We start from the raw sequence: 17953 nt of genomic DNA on the forward strand, positions 1-17953 counted from the left end.
GTGAGAGGGAAAGACATGAATTTGGGCAAGCAGGCACGCGGCTGGTTCTGGCTGACGACGACGGCGATCATCGGGGGCATCGTCGCGGCAGGTCCCGGCGCCACCGCCGCCAGAGCACAGACGCCGCAAGCCGCAAGCGGCGCGCCCGCAACCGTCACCGTCTCCATTCCCGCCGGACCGCTGGAAAACGCCATCCTGACCTTCGGCCGCCAGGCCAATCTGCGTATGGTCTATCCGTCAGCCATCACCAGGGGCCGCAGCACGGCGGGCGTCAAGGGCACGTTCAGCGTCTCGGCCGCCGTCAGCGGGCTTTTGGCCGGATCGGGATTGAACTACACGCTGGCCGGTGGCAACACGGTGCGTATTTTCGACCCCGCGAACCAGGCGGCAGACGGCAGCGGATCGGCCGCCGCCGGCAGCACCCTCCTCGCCCCCATCACCGTGCAGGGCAATGCTACCGAAGGCGCCAGGGGGATTATCGAGAGCAAGGGCTATGTCGGCAAATCCGGCCGCACCGCCACCAAGACCGATACGCCGATTGCCGAAACCGCCCAGTCGATCACCACCGTCAGCCGCAAGCAGCTGGATGACCTGAAACCGCAGAACCTTTCGGAAGCGCTGAACTATACGCCCGGCGCGCGCCTTGGCCAATATGGCGCGGAACCGCGTTTCGACGCCTTCAAGGTGCGCGGCACCGATCTCAGCACCACCGGCATCTTCCGCGACGGGCTGCGGCAGGTCAGCAGCCAGAACGGCAGCGCCCGGCTGGAGCCCTATGGCGTGGAAGCGGTCTCCATCCTGCGTGGACCTGCCGCCTCCATCTATGGCGCCAGCAGCTCCGGCGGCATCGTCGACATCATTTCGAAGCGCCCGACGGAAGAGACGTTGCGCGAGGTGGAGCTGCAATATGGCTCCTTCGGCCGCGTCCAGGGCGCCTTCGATCTTTCCGGCGCCGTCGATGACGAAAAGACCATGCTTTACCGTCTGACAGGCGTTGCCCGCGACGGCCGCAACGAAATCAGCGCCATCAAGGACGACCGGCTGTTCATCGCGCCCGCCTTCACCTTCCAGCCGGATGCCGGCACCAAGCTGACGCTGCTCGGCGAATATATGGACAGCACCACCGGCGGCACCTGGGGCTACATCAACAAATATGGCGCCAGCGGCACCTCCATCGGTGCGACATCGGTTTATGGCGGCGATTCCCGGTTCAATGATTTCGAACAGAAACAATGGCGTATCGGCTACGAGTTCGAGCATGAGCTGAACGACAACGTCACCTTCTACAGCAAGGCGCGTTATTCCGCCCTGTCGGCCGACCAGCAATGGGTGTTCAACAGCTGGCCCGGCATCACCATCGAGGATAATGAGGGCGTTTCCGCCGATAATTACTTCAAGACCGAATTCGATACCGGCCCGGCAAAACACACGCTGCTGACCGGCATCGACTTCAGCCACATGTCCTACACCTCGAAACAGGGCGGCGGTCCGGACCTGTTCACCGACACCTATACCTATACGCCTGACGTATCGCTGATCCTGACGCAGCGCATGAACACGCTGGGCATCTATGCGCAGGACCAGATCGAGATCGACCGCTGGCGCCTGACGGCGGGCATCCGCCACGACTGGCTGGACACCGAATATCAGGCCCAGACCGTCGGCGCGGCAACGGCTCCCACCTATGACGGCGATGAAACCAAAACGACGGGCCGCGCCAGCCTCGGTTATGTCTTCGACAACGGCGTGATGCCCTATGTCAGCTACGGCACCTCCTTCGTCGCCAATCCGGGCGTCATCATCACCTCGGGAACGGTGACGGGGCAGGCGCAGCCGACGGTCGGAAAGCAATATGAGCTCGGCGTCAAATACGCCCTGCCGCAATATAACGCCCTGCTGAGCGCCGCCTTCTTCAATCTCGATCAGGACAATGCCACGGTCTACGAGACCTCCTCCGGCATCAACCTTTTGCGCCAGCTCGACCTGCGCTCGCGCGGGGTGGAACTGGAAGCCACGGCCTCGCTCGACAATGGCTGGAGCGTCATCGCCTCCTATTCCTATAACGACGTCGAAATCACCAAGCTGACATCGGAAACGGTCGGCAAGCAGCTCAATTCCTCGCCCTATCACACCTTCTCGCTCTGGGCCGATTACGAGTTCCAGGACGGCGCGCTGGAGGGGCTCGGCATCGGCGCGGGCCTGCGTTATGTCGGATCGAGTTTCGGCGACAACCAGCACACGCCCATTCTCGACAATGAGGCCCGCACCTTCGTTGATGCCTCGCTGCGCTACGATCTCGGCAAGGCCCTGCCCTCGCTGGAGGGCGTGAAACTGCAGATCAACGCCACAAACCTGCTCGATGAAGTCAAGCAGGTGTGCACCACGGGCTACTGCTATTATGACGAAGGCCGCAAGATCGTCGGCAGCATCCGGTATCGTTTCTGATGCTGCAGCAGAACCCCGTCGCAGCGAAGCCCTCGCCGGCCGCCGTCTTTGTGGCGGTCGGCGGGCTTTATGTCGGCCAGAGCGTCATTGGCGGGCTTACCTTTCTCGGCTTGCCCGCGGTGCTCAGAACCGCCGGCCTGCCGCTGGACCAGATCGGCCTGCTCTATCTCACCGTTCTGCCCTGGGCGCTGAAATTCCTGTGGTCGCCGCATGTGGAGCGCTACCGCCTGCCGCCGGTCGGCAAAAACCGCTCGCGGGTGATCGTCGGCGCTGGCATCGTCACCTGCGCCTGCGGCCTCGCGGTGCTTGCCTTTACCGGCCCTTCGCCGGTTTCCGTCGCCATCGCCATCCTGTCGGTGATCGCACTGGTGACGGCGACCGTCGACATCGCCTGCGACGGTTACGCGGTCGAGACGCTGGCGGCCGAACATCATGGCTGGGGCAATGCCGCCCAGGTCGGCGGCTCCTATCTCGGTTCGGCCATCGGCGCGGGGCTGTTTCTGGTGCTCGTGGAACGCTCCGGCTGGATGAGCGCCACGCTGGTCATGGCCGGGCTGGTCATCCTGCTCGCTTTACCCTTCCTGTTCGGCCCGGCGGCAAAAACCGTGGCGCAGACCCGGGATCACCTGCCCTCCATCAGAAATGCCCTGCAGCGGCGCGAGGTGCGCACCGGCCTTCTGGTCGCCGCCGTTTATGTCGCCGCGCAGAAATGGGGGCTGGCCATGCTCGGCCCGTTTCTGGTCGATTACGGCTTTGATCTCGCCACCATCGGCGCGCTGAACGGCGTCGGCAGCATGATCGTCGGTTTCGCCGGCGCACTGCTCGGCGGCACGCTGGTCAGGCTTTACGGCGCGTCGCGGGTTCTGCTCGTCGCCATCTTCGTGCAGACGGCGCTGCTTTGCGTCTTCGTCTATTTCAGCAGCCACCGCGATGTCTCGCAATGGGCTGTCATGGCGGTGGCGGTGGCAAGCTCGTCGGGCATCATGTCCATCGGCTTCGTCGCGCTTTACGCCTGTTTCATGGGCTGGTCCGATCCGCGGCAGGCGGGTGTCGATTTCACCCTGTTCCAGTGCATGGACGGCATCGTCAGCATGGCCGGCGGGCTCGGGGCCGGCGCGATTGCCGAAAAATTCGGCTATCAGGCCTCCTTCGCACTGGCCGCCATCGTCTCCCTGCTCGCCGCACCCGTCATCTTCCTGCTGATGCGGCGGCAGCGCTCCTGAACAAGCCCAACGGGCGCGGCGGTTAAAACCGCGCCCGGCAGGACCTTGCGTCGGCCTATTCGACCACCACCGACAGTGCCGAGCCGGTATAGACCGGCCGCACCTTCACATTGCCCGCATCGATCGTGGCGAATGTGCCGGTCAGGCCGTTGGCGGAAATCACGTCGAGCCGCGTGCCGGCTGCCGGTGCGCCGCCATCAAAGGTAAGCTTCAGCGTCGCGCCATCCAGCACCGCATTGCCCTTGATCCGCAGCGCGGCCTTCTGCGGGTCAACCGCCAGCGTGCCGCCCGACTGCGTATAATCGCCGCCGATGACGGCATCCTTGTCTCCGCCAAGCGAAAGCGTGCCGCCGCTGACCAGCACGCCGCCGGTTCCCAGCGCATCGGCAGACGACGCCACCAGCGTTCCGTCCCTGACGATCGTGCCGCCGCCATAGCTGTTATGGCCGCTGAGCGTCAGCGCGCCGCTGCCGGATTTGACGAGGCGCCCTGCCCCGGCAATATCGTTCGTCCATTTGTCCGCGGCATTGAAGCCGCCGGCGGCGGCATCCATCGTCACCTCGACATCGCCGTCAAAGGCGCCGTAACCACCGGCGGCAGCCACCAGATTGATGCGGCCCCAGCCATTGCTGTCGTCAAGCAGCGGATAACCGGCCTCGATGCCGGTGGAAAACAGCACGGCGCGCCGCTCTGCCGCATCGAGATAGGGCAGGCGCGTCTCCAGCAGGACCTCCGCCCCCTTCGGCACCACCATCGCCGCATCGCCGGCGGCCTTGTCGCGGCTGAAGGAATAGGTCATGCGCCTGCGATAATCCGCCCCGTTCTTCGCCGCATCGGCAAAGGGGTCGACATCAAGCTTTGCGCCATGGGCAAAGTCGACAAGCGACTGGCCCTGCGGCAGGCGTTTGGCGAAATAGGCCTGCAGAGCCTCATGCGCGGCCTTCTTCACCGCGGCATTTTTCGGGTCCTGCAACATGGCGGCGGCCATGGCGGTTGCGGTGATGCGACCGCCGATGACGTCGAGCGGCGAATGCATGCCGGCGACGATGCGGCTCTCGCCGAGTTCGGAGGCCGCCGTCAGCAATTCGGAAAAACGCTCCGGCGCGGCATAGGCATAGGCGATGGCGGCAAGATAGGCGGCATTGGTGTGCCCGCTCGGGAAACCGCCATCCTTGGCGCGGCCGCGATTTTCACGGGCATATTTCAGCGCCGGCACGATGACGCCCGGGTCGCTGTCATGGCTTTCGAAGGTGCGGTCGCCAATGGTTTCCTTGCCGGTCTCGATCACCTCGCCCTTGGCGTTCATGCGCCAGGGCCGCGGTGTGGAATAGAAATATTTCGCCGGCGATGTCGTGCCTTCCGGGCCGCGGATCACCTTCATGAAGGCGACGAAATCCTTCAGCTCGCTATCGGCCGCCCCCGCCTCGGTGCCCTTGTCGTCTTCCTTGCGGGTGATGACCTCGTTCGGGTCGAAATCGCCAAGCGTATGATTGATCGTCGTCGTCGCGCCCGCCCCTTCGCGATACCAGTCGGCAAACGGGCCTAAGCCATCGATGACGCTGTAACCCTGCGAGCGGCGGTCGTTCATATAGGCTTCGAAAGCGGCAGCCCGCGTGCGGTTCTCGCCGGTGACGGACAGCACGTAACGCATGTTTTCCTGCCAGACGGCGGGATCGACGATCTTCACATGGCTGAAATCCGAAGGGCCGTCGCCATTGGCGCCGCCATCCGCCCATTTTTCGTCGCCGAGCGTCCAGATGCGATTGAAACCGGAGAGTATCTCGATGATCGGATTGTCCCGGTCATCATAAGCGCGGACGTCCTCGCCCTTCTCATTCTTGCCGGTCTGGTTGCGATAATTGTCGGCAAGCGGCAACGGATATGTCGCGACGGGCTCCGGCACCGTGATGGCATAACCCTGGCCTGACGGCCCGGTGCGATCGAATGCTTCGGCGCTTTGAACCAGAACCAGCAATGCCACGGAGGCAAGCAGGCCCGAGCGTGCGGACGGAAAAGACGACATCTTCAGTTTGGCCATGACGAATCCTATCATTTGCAGCGAGTGACGCGTGACGAAAACAGGCGGCACGGCTTTCCGCGCGCCTCGTCATCAGGTTTAAACGGAGCGTATTTCAGTTTTTCGAAGGGGCTGATCGAGACAGCATTTGCGGCAATATCCGCCCTAGAAAGCGGAGAGATACGCCCGGAGACCGGCTCCGGGCATATCGTGCGATGGCTTCGTTTCTCCGGCAAAGCCGGATGTCGGCCTTTATTTCTTGACCGCGACGGCCTCGTTGATCTTGGCGACATCATCCGCCAGAACCTTGTAGGTCTGGTCGAGCGTCAGTTCACCGACGATCAGCTGGCTCATGCGCTGGACGATCTGCTGATACATGGCGCTGCCGCCCTTGGCGCGTTCGAAATCGCGCGCCGCCTGCGGCACGTTCTTCTTGTTGTCGAGGAAGACCTTCATCGCCGCCTTGGCGTCTTCGCTCTTCAGCTTGTATTGCGGATCGACGATTTCAGCGCCCGTCAGGATGACGTAGTTTTCAGCGATTTCCCGCTGTACCTTCTCGGAACCGAGGAATTCGATGAAATGGGCGACATCTTCCGGATATTTGGTGCGCTTGAAGCCGACAATGGCGGTGCCGCCGGGCATGGCGTAGCATCCGGCATCACCGCAGGGCGCGTTGATCGCCGCCCATTCGAAAGCGTCGCCGATCTTGTTCTGGAACGGATTGACCATCCAGTTGCCGGCAAGATAGGTCACGACATTGCCGTTGACGAATTCGTCGCCCATGTTCTTGTACTGCGAGCCGCCGGCCGCACCCCACATTTCCTTGGGGAAGCTGCCATTCTGCGTCCATGAATAGATATCGGCGATGTATTTTTTTGCCGCATCATCAGGGAAGCTGAACTTGCCGTCCTTCACATAGGTCGCGCCATAAGAGAAAGCGCCGCCGGAGAAGCGGTGGCCGGAGCGGTCCATGGTGAAGGGGATCTGCACGCCGGTCGCCTTGGCGACGCGGGCGGAGGCCTCGACGATCTCGCTGAATTTCGCCGTCGGACCCGGCAGCGGCTCACCGGCCTGCTCGAACAGCGTCTTGTTGACGAAGGGCAGGTTGAGCGTCTGCGACGCCATGTAACCGTTGATCGACTGCGGATCGTTGACATTCGGCAGGCGCAGCTGGTTGAGGCTGGAGCCATGCAGCTTCGCGAAGGCTTCCGCGTCCTTCATATAGGGGCGCATGTCGAGATAATAGGGGGCGAGCTGCCAGTCGGTGATCTTGGCAATGTCAGGGCCTTCGCCCACCGCCAGCTGCACCGGCAGCTGCTTGGAAACGGCGTCATAACCCGAAGACACGAAGTTGATCTTCACGCCCGGATTGGCCGTTTCGAACTCCTTGCTGAGGTCGGCCATGCGCTGGACGTAACCCTGGTCGTCATCCGTAAAAAGAAAGGTGATCGTGCGTGTCTCGGCCTGCGCGGCCGCAAGACCGGCGACAGAGGCAACGACAAGGGCGCTGACGCCCGAAAACAATTTCATCATGCTCATCCTCCCAATGAAAATATTTTCACAAAATCGAATGCAAGCTCCTCTGCTTAATTCGATTTATCCTGTTTTGCGACTTGACAGAATAAACGTCAAGCTGTTTGTTTCGCCTAAATCGCACAAATCGACGTGAAAAAGTCAAAATCGGTTTGTGAAAATAATTTCATAAAGATCGAAGGGAGGCGATCCATTATGACGGATGGACCTTTGGCGACGGAGACGTCGCAGCCCACATATACCGTCACGGACGGCGAAACGGTGACAGCCTGGATCGTCTCGGATCTGGTGGAGACATCGTTTCCGGGTACGCCCGCGCCGGCGCAAGACCGGGTCAATTACCGTTTCATCAATGGTTTCGTCGATGTCGGCGACCTGCCCTGCCGCAAGGCCTTCCAGGAAACCATGATCGGCCGCGACATCGCGCCGGATACCGGCTGGCCGGAGTCACATCTCAACCTGCCGGGTTCCAACCGCCGGGTGGAATTCACCGGCTTCTGGCATGTTCCCACCCATGTGCAGCGCTGGCTGAAAGGCACCTTCCGCAGCGAAACGGCCAGAAAGGCGCATTTCCGGCTCAGCACCTGCGGCGGCGTCCGCATCTGGGTGAACGGCGTCGAACAGGTCCGCTTCGAACCCTTCATCCGCAACGTCGAAAGCAGCCGCGACATCGCGCTCGACCTCAGGGCCGGCGACAACGAGGTGCTGCTGCTGTGCGAGGATCTAGCGGAACGCGACATCATCTGGTTCTTCGAGCTTGAGGTTGCCGATGCCGTGCCGCTGACGGTCGTGCTGCCCGTGCCGCTCGACCGCGAGGAAACGAAACGTCTTGCAGCATTGGTGCGCGACGTTCGCCCGGCGCGGGACGTGTTTTGCGGCGCGGCGCTCGAACTTGTGTTCGGCGCGGCGCCGGCCAGCGACCTGCCCGTGCATATTTCGGTCAAAAGCCATGGCCACGAGCGCGCCGCGCTCGCGGACGTGGATACGGTGCTGAAGGCCGGCCAATCCGCACTCACGATCCCCGAAACCATCGGCATTTCGGACGGATATCACGGCGTCAGGATCACCATGGGATCCGGAGCGGGAACGGTCACCCGCCTTATCGATGCGGCCTTCATGCATGCGATTGCGCCGGAAGCGTCCAGCGTCGATATCAACGAGCGCAAGAAAGCGGCGCTTGCCTTCAGCGCCCGTTTCGGTGCATGGCGCATCGGCCGCGCGCTGGCGATGGTCGCCACCGGCAGCGATGACATCGACACGATCGGCGGCATCGTCGATGCGACGCTGCGCTCCATCGACCGGCGCGAGGACTGCTCCGATTTCGTGATGATCCCGCTGCTCTGGCTGGTGCGCGCCTATGGCGACCGCCTGCCGGCTGAGATGCGCTCGCGGATCGATGCCTCTATCCTCGCCTATCGTTATTGGGTGGACGAACCGGGCAACGACGTCATGTGGTTCTGGAGCGAAAACCACGTGCTGTGCTTCCACACCAGCCAGCTGCTGGCCGGCGACTATCTGCCGGACGCCGTTTTCACCGCCTCGGGCCGCACCGGCCGGCAACAGGCGGCGCTGGCGGCCGGCCGGCTGGAGCGCTGGTTCGACAGCGTCGAGGCGCATGGCCTCGCCGAATGGAATTCCGCCGCCTATTACCCGGTGGATTTCATCGGCCTTCTCGCGGTCGAACATTGGGCCGGGCCGGAGCTTGCCGCCCGCGCCCGCCACCAGGTCGACCTCATTTTCGAAATGATCGCGCTCCATACGCTCGGCGGCGTTCCCTCCGGCTCGCAAGGCCGGGCCTATGACAAGGAACTGCGCGCCGGGCCGCTGACGGAACTGGCGCCCTTTGCTCAGGTCGCCTTCGGTCAGGGCTGGCTCAACAACGGCGTCGCCTCGTTGCCGCTGTTCTGCTGCGGCGATTACCTGCCGCCGGCGCATCTTGCCGCCCTTTCGCAGCTGGAAAGCGGCCGCATGGTCGAGGCCCGTTATGCGCAGGGGCTGGAACCCGGCAAGCTCGTGCTGTTCAAGAACGAGGCCGCGCAGCTTTCCACCGTGGTGGACCACAAGACCGGCCGCAAGGGCCATCAACAGCACGTCATGGACATCAAGCTTGCCGGCCATCCCATGGCCCGGCTGTGGGTCAACCATCCGGGCGAGGACGATCCCTGGGGCAGCCAGCGGCCGTCCTACTGGGCGGGCAGCGGCATCCTGCCGCGCGTGGCGCAGCATCGCGATCTGGCGATGATGATCTTCGATACGGACGATCACCGCAATGACTGGACCCATGCCTATCTCGGCCGCGACGGGCTGGACGAGGTGCTGGTGGAGGGCAACTGGCTCATCACCCGTTCGGGCCGGGGTTTTGCCGCGCTTCATGCGACGAACGGGCTTCAGCCCGTTACCGCTGGCGCCACCGCCGACCGCGAAATCAGGTCTCCCGGCCGCCGCGCCGGCTGGGTCGGCATCATCGGCTGCGGCGACGGGCCAGCCTTTTCCCGCTTCCGGGAAAAAATTCTCGCCACGCGGGTCAGCTTCGATGCCGAAAACCGGCGGCTCTCGGTCACGCCACCCGGCGGACCCGATCTCACCCTCGCCTGGGACGGCGCATTCACCATTGGCGGGCAGGCCATGGCCTTCGACCATGACCAGCCGCAGCCGGAAATCACCTTCGACAGTGCCGACGCCGCATCGGGCGGCGCGGCGCGACCATTCTACTCCTAGGGCGCTTCCGCTTTTCTGCGAAACGCGAAAACGCTCTAGCTCTTTGTTCTAACGCATTGTCCGGACGTAAAGGCGCTTCCGCTTTTACTGGAAATGCTCCTCAGCGGAATTGACAGATGAACCAGCCAAGCATGGAAAAAGACACTCTCAGGACGACGATCGACAATGTCGCCGCCGCCTTCAGCCGCCTCAAGGGCATTCAGGAAGGTCTGGTCAGCGGCAGTTCCGACGGCAAGATCCAGTTCGACGAATGGGACTGGGAAGTGGGTGTGGGCCTTTACGGCTTCCTGCGCCGGGCGCTCGCCGCCAACGACCGCAAGGCATTGGACGACCTCGTGACATGGTATGGCTGGCAGATCGAGCGTGGCCTGCCGCCGCGCCAGATCAACAGTTCCGCCCCGATGCTGCCGCTCGTCATCCTCACCGAACATGTCGACCGGCCGGATTTCCGGGCGCTGGTGGCAGACTGGGCCGACTGGCTGGTGCACCAATTGCCGAAAACCGAGGATGGCGGCTTCCAGCACGTCGTCAAGGAGCGGCTGAACGAGGGCGAACTCTGGGACGACACGCTGTTCATGGCGTGTCTGTTCCTTGCCCGCGCCGGCGTCGTCTGCAAACGCCAGGACTGGATCGACGAGGCGGTGTACCAGTTCATGGTGCATACGCGTTATCTGTCGGACCCCGTCACCGGGCTGTGGTATCACGGCTGGACCTTCAAGGGCCGCCACAATTTCGCGGACGCCTTCTGGGCGCGCGGCAATTCCTGGATCACCGTCGCCATTCCCGAACTTTTCGAACTGGTGCCGACGCTTGGCGAAAAGGACAAACGTTTCCTCGCCAATGTCCTTTCAAGCCAGGTGCGGTCGCTCCGGCAATATCAGCGCGAAGACGGCATGTTCCACACGCTTCTCGACGACCCGACCTCGCCGGTGGAAACATCGGCCACCGCCGGCATCGCCTATGGCATTCTGCGCGGCATCGAAGCCGGCATTCTCGGCGAAGAGAACCGCCCGCATGCCGACCGTGCGCTGAAAGCGGTGCTCGGCAATATCGATGACGAAGGCGTCGTTCACGGCGTCTCCGACGGCACGCCCATGGGCCACGACCTCGAATTTTACCGCCGCATCCCCAATCTGCCGACGCCCTATGGTCAGGCGCTGACGATGCTGCTTTTGATCGACGTGTTTCTGAAGAGGCCGCAAATATCATGAGCACGCAAGCCGATATCACCATCCCAGCCGGGAGCGGCGACGCCACGGCCGACATCCAGCGGGCGATCGACGCGGTTTCGGCAGCCGGCGGCGGCCGCGTGTCGCTTCTGGCCGGCCGCCATGTCAGCGGCGGCCTCCGGCTCAGGAGCGGGGTGGAGCTGCACCTTGCCGAAGACGCGGTGCTGGCCCCCGTCTCCGACTATGAGGCCTATGCCCATACAACGGTTTCGGTGATCGCCGAGGCATCCAACCGCGGCATGATCATTGCCCGGGGCGCAAGCGACATCGCCGTCACCGGCCCCGGCCGCATCGAGGCCGGCGGTAACAACTTCATCACCGGCGATGACGAGGCGATGGGAACCTACATCCCGGCGGCACGTCGTCCGCGGGTCATGGTGCTGGAAGCCTGCCGCAACGTGCGGCTCGAAAATCTCTTCGTCAGCGGCTCACCGATGTGGACGCTGCATATGGTCGATTGCGACGATCTCAATTTCCGCAATCTCCGCGTCGAAAACGACCGCCGCCTGCCCAATACGGATGGCATCGTGCTGGATGCCTGCCGGCGCGCCTTGATCGAGGATTGCTTCATCTCCACCGCCGATGACGGCATCTGCCTGAAGACCAGCGCCGGGCCGGACGGCAAGGCGGTCGGCGTCTGCAACGATATCACGGTTCGCCGCTGCACCGTCTCCAGCGTCAGCTGCGCCCTGAAGCTCGGCACGGAATCCTTCGGCGATTTCACCAATGTCGTGTTCGAGGATTGCAAAATCGTCGAGTCCAATCGCGGCATCGGCCTGTTCTCCCGCGATGGCGGCGCGATGCGCAACATCCGCTTTTCCCGCATCGAGGCCGAGTGCCACGAAACGCCGGGCGGCTTCTGGGGCTCCGGCGAGGCGGTGACCGTCACTGTCGTCGACCGCCGCCCCGAGCGTCAGGCCGGCAGCGTCGACAATCTGATCGTCGAAGATCTCAGCGGTTCCATGGAAGGCGCGATCAACCTCGTCGCCACGTCGAAAGCCGGTATCCGCAATGTCAGGCTGGAGCGCATCACGCTGTCGCAACAGCCCGGCAAGCTCGGAACCGGCCTGCAACATGATCTGCGTCCCACCAATGCGGATATCGCCCCGAGCCCGGATGCGGCCGGCCGCGCCAATGCCTGGACGCGGGATGCCGAAGGCAGGATCGTCGGACTTCAGGATTATCCGGGCGGAATGCCGGCGGTCTATCTTGCCGGTGTAGAGGGATTTGCGGCGCATGATGTCGCCATTAAAAGAACGATGCCCTTGCCCGAGGGCTGGAACAGCCAAGAGATCGTCGCGACGACGAACTTGTCCGAAGGGAGCAGGTAATGGGAAGTCTGAAACTGGAAAACCTCAACAAGGCCTTCGGTGCCGTTCATGTGCTGCATGACATCGATCTTCAGATCGAGAACGGCGAGTTCGTCGTTTTCGTCGGCCCCTCGGGCTGCGGAAAATCGACGCTCTTGCGCATCATCGCCGGCCTTGAGGATGTCACGTCAGGCACCATTGCCATTGGCGGGCGCGATGTCAGCGCGCTGTCTCCGGCCGAGCGCAAGATCGCCATGGTCTTTCAGTCCTACGCGCTTTATCCGCATATGAGCGTGCGCAAGAACCTTGCCTTCGGCCTGGAAAACCTGCGCTTCAAGCGGGCGGAAATCGAAAGCCGCATCAACGAGGCGGCGCGGATGCTCGCCATCGAGCCCTATCTCGACCGCAAGCCGAAGCAGCTTTCCGGCGGCCAGCGCCAGCGTGTCGCCATCGGCCGCGCCATCGTGCGCGAGCCGGACATCTTCCTGTTCGACGAGCCGCTGTCGAACCTCGATGCGGCGCTGCGCGTGCAGACGCGCGCTGAAATCACCCGCCTGCATCGCGATATCAAGACGACGATGATCTATGTCACCCACGATCAGGTGGAAGCCATGACCATGGCCGACAAGATCGTGGTGCTGCGGGCCGGATGCATCGAGCAGGTGGGCAGCCCGCTCGAGCTTTTCGACAATCCGCGCAATCTTTTCGTCGCCGGCTTCCTAGGCTCACCGCGCATGAACATGCTGAAGGGCACCATCACCAAGGGCGAGGAGGGCAGCATCGCCATCGACGCCGGTTACGGCGTGTCGCTGCCCTGCCTCGTCGATCCGGCAAGCGTCAGCCCGGGACAGGCGGTGCTGGCGGGCATCCGCCCATCGCACTTCACCATCACCGACAATGCCGGCCTGCCCTTCGAGGTGCAGTATCACGAAAGTCTCGGCACCGAGACCTATCTCTACGGCAATCTTCAGGGTGAGAAGGAGCAGATCATCGTGCATCAGGCCGGCCATTTCGCGCCCGCATCCGGCTCGGTGCTGAAGATCGCGCCGGCACGGGAAAAGGTGCATGTCTTCGATCCCGTAACCGAACTGGCATTGCCACGCCTCGGCAGCGAAGGGAGAGGTTAGCATGGCCAATCCGACGCTTGCGAGACTGTCCGACCGTGCGCTTGACGCCGTCATGGCGATCGCCGAAGTGCCGCTCAACTTCATCGAGCGGCTGATCGGCAAAAAGCGCATGCCCTATCTGTTCCTGATGCCGAACCTCGTCCTTTTCAGCATCTTCACCTTCCTGCCGATTGCGATTGCGGTCGGTTACGCCTTTACCGGCGGCACCGAACTTCTGATCACCGACCGCCCCTTCGTCGGACTGGAGAATTTCGGCAAGCTGCTGGATTGCCAGAGCTACATGGATCCCGGAAGCTGCCGGGAATCGCTGTTCTGGACGGCGATCTGGAACACGCTTTGGTTCGTCGGCTTCAATGTCGTCGCCACACTGCTGGTGGCGCTCATCACCGCGCTCATCCTCAACCGGGCGATAGCCGCGCGCGGTTTCTTCCGCGCCATGTTCTTTTACCCGGTCCTGCTGTCGCCCGTCGTCATCGGCCTCATCTGGAAATGGTTCCTGGACCGCAACGGCCTGCTCAACGCCTTTTTGCAGATGCTCGGCGTGCCGCCGGAAATCTTCCTGCTGGATGTCGGCTGGTCGCGTTTCTTCGTGGTCGTCGTTTCGGTCTGGTTCCATATGGGCTTTTATACGCTCATCCTGCTGGCCGGCCTTCAGGCCATCCCGAAGGATCTTTATGAGGCCGCCGCCATCGATGCCGCGTCGCCCCGGCGCACGCTTTTCCGCATCACCCTGCCGCTTCTCGGCCCAAACCTGCTCGTCGTGCTCATCCTGTTGATGATTCGCTCGGTGCAAATCTTTGACGAAGCATGGGTTCTGACCAATGGCGGCGGACCCGGCACGGCCAATACATTCGTCGTGCAATATATCTACCAGATGGCCTTCGGCAGCGATCTGAGGCTGTTTGGCCTGGCGTCGGCCGCATCGGTTCTCATGGGCCTCGTGCTTCTTGCGCTGACCCTCGTGCAGTTGCGCCTCGGCAAAAAGATGGAGTCCTGATCATGTCCAACGCCGTCGCGTTCCTCACGCGCACCCGCCGACCCGGCCGGATCGGCCTCACCGATATCCTCTCCTGGGTCTGGCTCATCGGCGGCACGCTTGCCGTCCTCATCCCGGTCGTCTGGGCCGCCATGTCATCGCTGAAACCGGAAGCCGAGATCACCCGGTTTCCGCCAAGCCTCCTGCCCCGCGCCGCCGTACAGGTGGAGGTGCCAGGTTACGACAAACAGCTCAGCCTGTGGAAAGCCACCATCGATGGCGTGGAGCGGGAAATGGCCATGGTCCGCCGCGTTGGCCTCAAAGCCCAGATGGTGGATCCGGCCAATCCCGGCCCGCCGGTCAGCGTCGATACCCGCGAAATAACGCCTGTCCAGAAACTGACCATCGCGACGGAGAACTTTACCGATCCGCTGACGCGGTTCAGCTTCCTGACCTTCCTCAAGAATTCGGTCTTCGTCACCTTCGTCGCGACGGTCCTGACGCTGATCGTCAACGCCATGGCGGCCTTTGCGCTCTCGAAATACCGTTTCCGCGGCGAGAAGGCGATCTTCGTGCTGATCATTTCCACCCTGATGATCCCGCTCACCGTCGTCATGGTGCCGGCCTATCTCGTCATCGTCGGCGTCGGCCTCGTCGACAATCTCTGGGGCGTCATCATTCCCACCGTGGCCACGCCAACCGGCGTGTTCCTGCTCCGGCAATATATGCTGACCATCCCCGACGAGCTGATCGAGGCCGCCCGCGTCGATGCCGCCAGCGAATTCCGCATCTTCTGGCGCATCATCCTGCCGCTGACGGCGCCGGCGCTCGCGGTTCTCGCCATCTTCTCGGTTCTATGGCGCTGGAACGACTTCCTCTGGCCGTTGATCGTCCTCAGCAGCCGCGAAAACTTCACGCTGCAGGTGGGCCTTAACGCCTTCCAGGGCGAGTTCTCGGTGCAATGGCACTATATCCTCGCCATGACCTTCCTCAGCCTGGCGCCTGTTACCGTCGTCTTCCTGTTCCTCCAGCGTTACATCACGACGGGCATTGCCGGCACGGGGATGAAGTAAGGGGGATCATGGATACTCGCGTTGAAACCCTGACTTCACCGTTGGCTTGGTGATGTCACTGGTGCTCCTTTCACCCCGTCATCCCGGCATTGAGCCGGGATCCAGCCAGCCCAAGTCTTTGGGCTGAAAGGAGTCTTCCCGTCGCGCGGACGCGCGACGGCTGGATTCCGGCTCAAGGCCGGAATGACGGGAGGAAAGCTAATCGCTCTAAAGACATATGGCCACGAGCCCCGGAGGCGTTGGATCACCCTACTTCGGTGGCGGCGCGATGCTGCCCCTTAAAACCAGCCGACAGCCGAGTTCCAGCCGATGCGCCGGGCGGGTCGGATCAGCCGCCACGAGCCGCTGCTCCAGCAGCGAAAGAGCCGCGCCGCCCAGCCGGTCGGCCGGCAGCTGGATGGTGCTGAGCGGCGGCGCGCTGAAAGCCGCCGGCATGATATCGTCGAAACCCAGCACCGAGACGTCGTCGGGAACGCGTATACCCGCTTCCGTCAGCGCCTTCAGACAACCGAGCGCGAGATTGTCGGCGGCGCAGAAGATCGCCGTCGCGTTTCTGAGCGGGCATTCCTCGGCCAGCAGGCGGCGAATGGCGATCTCGCCCCATTCCGGCTCATAACTCTCCACCTCTATGACCATATCGGCCGGAACTGTCAGGCCAGCCGCCAGAAAGGCGTCGCTATATCCATCAAACCGCCGGCGGATCGTCGTGCGCCCCTTCCAGGTGATGTGCAGGATATTGCGGTGCCCGAGGGAGAGCAGATGCTCGATACCGAGGCGCGCGCCAAAACGGTTTTCGGCCGTCACCGTGTCGACGATCATGGCCGGGTCTTCGCCATTGATCAGCACCACCGGCCTGGAAAGCCCGGACAGCGCCTCGACCAATTGTGCCCTGTCATCGTTGAGAACCACGATGCCATCGACATTGTCGCCATCGGCAGCCTCCGCCACGGCAACGGGATCAAGGCGGCTCGTGGTGCTGACATAAGGAACGATACGAATGCCGCGCCGCTCGCATTCGCGCCGGAAACCGTTCAGCATCGTCCAGCTGACCATGTTGAGATCGCTCTGCGGGGCGGCGTCATTGGTCATGGCGAGCAGCACGACGCGCAGCGTGGCGATTGTCGCCTTCTGCCGGCGGCTTTCGAGATAACCCAGCGTGCGGGCCGCTTCCAGCACCCGCTCGCGAACCTGCGTCGTCAAGGGCGCCGTGCCGTTGATGGCGTGCGAAGCGGTACTCAGCGAAACATTCGCCTCCCGCGCCACATCCTTAAGCGTCGTTTTCCTGTCTACTTTCATATGAGGGAAATCAACCACTCTTCTTCGGACGGTGCGGCCAGAAAGCCTGCCTCACGCAGTCGATCTGAAGAATAACCGTGCCGGTTTGCTGCTCTCTAGTCATCCGAAGACTACAGCATCATCGGTAAATACGAAATTGATTTCTCTCGGTTTTCGCCGTTCTTCCCGTCTTCGCTCAAAACGCCGCCCGCAGCAAACCGCGGGCGGCGAGACGGTCAGAGCGCCCGGGAGATATGATCGATACTTTCCTTCACGGCAGCAGCCGAGTCCTTCAGCGCGTGCACCTCGGACGCGAAGGGTTCGAAGCTGTAGGGACCTTTATAACCGGCAGCTTCAAGCGTCCTGATCTGGGCGATATTTTCCAGCCGGTCGCCGCCATCGACGAGAACACGGTGGGCGTCGAGCATGTCGGCGACGGAGACGGCGGGGTCGGTGACACCGGAAATATGCACCAGGCCGGTGCGTTCGGGAAAGAACGCCGTCTCTCCCGCAAGGTGGTGATGGAAAGTGTCGTGCACCAGCCGGTAGACATCGCCGCCGCCGGCCGCGTCGATGGCCCTGACGGCTTCGGCCTTGGTGCGCAGCGAGGAGACCGGGAAACCGAGTGGCTCGACCAAGCCTGTCAGGCCGCGCTCTTCGAGGATCGGTTTCATGGCCTTCAGCGCCGTGACGAGATCGTCAAAAGACACCACCGTACCGTCATTGAGCGGGCACATGACCAATGCCTTGGCACCGCTGGCGGCGGCATAATCGGCCATAGCCACGGCGCGCTCCGGCAGGTCGCCCGACCAGACGTTGAAGGGATAAAGCGCGTTGATGGAGACGATCGTCACGCCGGCCTTTTCGGCCGCCGCCTTTACCGCGGCTGGATCCACTGTGCCGACGATGTCTGGCAGATCATTGCGGATTTCGACTTCGGTGAGGCCGAGTTCACGGGCGGTTGTAAAGAACGCCTCAAGGGAAAGTTTCGGGGCGGTGATGTGGTTGATGGCAAAACGCATGAAGA

General features: G+C 62.8%; 12 protein-coding genes. 8 read left to right on the forward strand and 4 right to left on the reverse strand.

Annotation, left to right across the window (positions count from 1 at the left end; translation table 11 throughout):
- Nucleotides 1-15: 15 nt before the first annotated feature.
- On the forward strand, nucleotides 16-2445 hold the full coding sequence (locus tag ACI2KA_RS21315) for a TonB-dependent siderophore receptor (RefSeq protein ID WP_404504455.1): 2430 nt from the start codon (nucleotides 16-18) through the stop codon (nucleotides 2443-2445).
- On the forward strand, nucleotides 2445-3668 hold the full coding sequence (locus tag ACI2KA_RS21320; protein WP_404504456.1) for an MFS transporter: 1224 nt from the start codon (nucleotides 2445-2447) through the stop codon (nucleotides 3666-3668). The genes ACI2KA_RS21315 and ACI2KA_RS21320 overlap by 1 nt, the downstream gene beginning before the upstream one ends.
- A 55-nt stretch (nucleotides 3669-3723) precedes the next feature.
- Here the strand turns inward: ACI2KA_RS21320 and ACI2KA_RS21325 are convergent, their stop codons facing one another.
- On the reverse strand, nucleotides 3724-5706 hold the full coding sequence (locus tag ACI2KA_RS21325) for a phosphatase PAP2 family protein (RefSeq protein WP_404504457.1): 1983 nt from the start codon (nucleotides 5704-5706) through the stop codon (nucleotides 3724-3726).
- A gap of 231 nt (nucleotides 5707-5937) precedes the next feature.
- A complete protein-coding gene (locus ACI2KA_RS21330) occupies nucleotides 5938-7218 on the reverse strand; it encodes an ABC transporter substrate-binding protein (RefSeq protein WP_404504458.1) in 1281 nt (426 codons plus the stop codon).
- Nucleotides 7219-7413: 195 nt separating this feature from the next.
- On the opposite strand from ACI2KA_RS21330, the gene ACI2KA_RS21335 reads away from it, so the two are divergent.
- The 6 genes from ACI2KA_RS21335 (at nucleotide 7414) to ACI2KA_RS21360 (ending at nucleotide 15651) form a co-directional block, all read left to right on the forward strand.
- A complete protein-coding gene (locus ACI2KA_RS21335) occupies nucleotides 7414-9936 on the forward strand; it encodes a hypothetical protein (RefSeq protein ID WP_404504459.1) in 2523 nt (840 codons plus the stop codon).
- Nucleotides 9937-10052: 116 nt separating this feature from the next.
- Nucleotides 10053-11147, forward strand: coding sequence for a glycoside hydrolase family 88 protein (locus ACI2KA_RS21340; RefSeq protein ID WP_404504460.1), 1095 nt, complete (start codon nucleotides 10053-10055; stop codon nucleotides 11145-11147).
- Nucleotides 11144-12496: a glycoside hydrolase family 28 protein gene (locus ACI2KA_RS21345; protein WP_404504461.1), complete on the forward strand. Its 1353-nt coding sequence runs from the start codon at nucleotides 11144-11146 to the stop codon at nucleotides 12494-12496. Before ACI2KA_RS21340 ends, ACI2KA_RS21345 begins: the two co-directional genes overlap by 4 nt.
- Complete coding sequence (locus tag ACI2KA_RS21350; RefSeq protein ID WP_404504462.1) at nucleotides 12496-13602, forward strand: ABC transporter ATP-binding protein; 1107 nt, start codon at nucleotides 12496-12498, stop codon at nucleotides 13600-13602. Before ACI2KA_RS21345 ends, ACI2KA_RS21350 begins: the two co-directional genes overlap by 1 nt.
- Before the next feature lies 1 nt (nucleotide 13603).
- Nucleotides 13604-14599 carry a carbohydrate ABC transporter permease gene (locus ACI2KA_RS21355; RefSeq protein WP_404504463.1) on the forward strand — a complete coding sequence of 332 codons (996 nt, stop codon included), beginning with the start codon at nucleotides 13604-13606 and terminating at the stop codon, nucleotides 14597-14599.
- Nucleotides 14600-14601: 2 nt separating this feature from the next.
- Entirely contained in the window at nucleotides 14602-15651 is a 1050-nt protein-coding gene (locus ACI2KA_RS21360) for a carbohydrate ABC transporter permease (RefSeq protein ID WP_404504464.1), read from the forward strand.
- Nucleotides 15652-15900: 249 nt separating this feature from the next.
- Here the strand turns inward: ACI2KA_RS21360 and ACI2KA_RS21365 are convergent, their stop codons facing one another.
- Entirely contained in the window at nucleotides 15901-16947 is a 1047-nt protein-coding gene (locus ACI2KA_RS21365; RefSeq protein ID WP_404504465.1) for a LacI family DNA-binding transcriptional regulator, read from the reverse strand.
- Nucleotides 16948-17162: 215 nt separating this feature from the next.
- Nucleotides 17163-17948, reverse strand: a complete 786-nt coding sequence (locus ACI2KA_RS21370; protein ID WP_404504466.1) for a TIM barrel protein — start codon at nucleotides 17946-17948, stop codon at nucleotides 17163-17165.
- Between the last annotated feature and the right edge of the window lie 5 nt (nucleotides 17949-17953).

The sequence above is a fragment of the Agrobacterium sp. NPDC089420 genome, from assembly GCF_044900305.1.
GTDB lineage: Bacteria > Pseudomonadota > Alphaproteobacteria > Rhizobiales > Rhizobiaceae > Agrobacterium.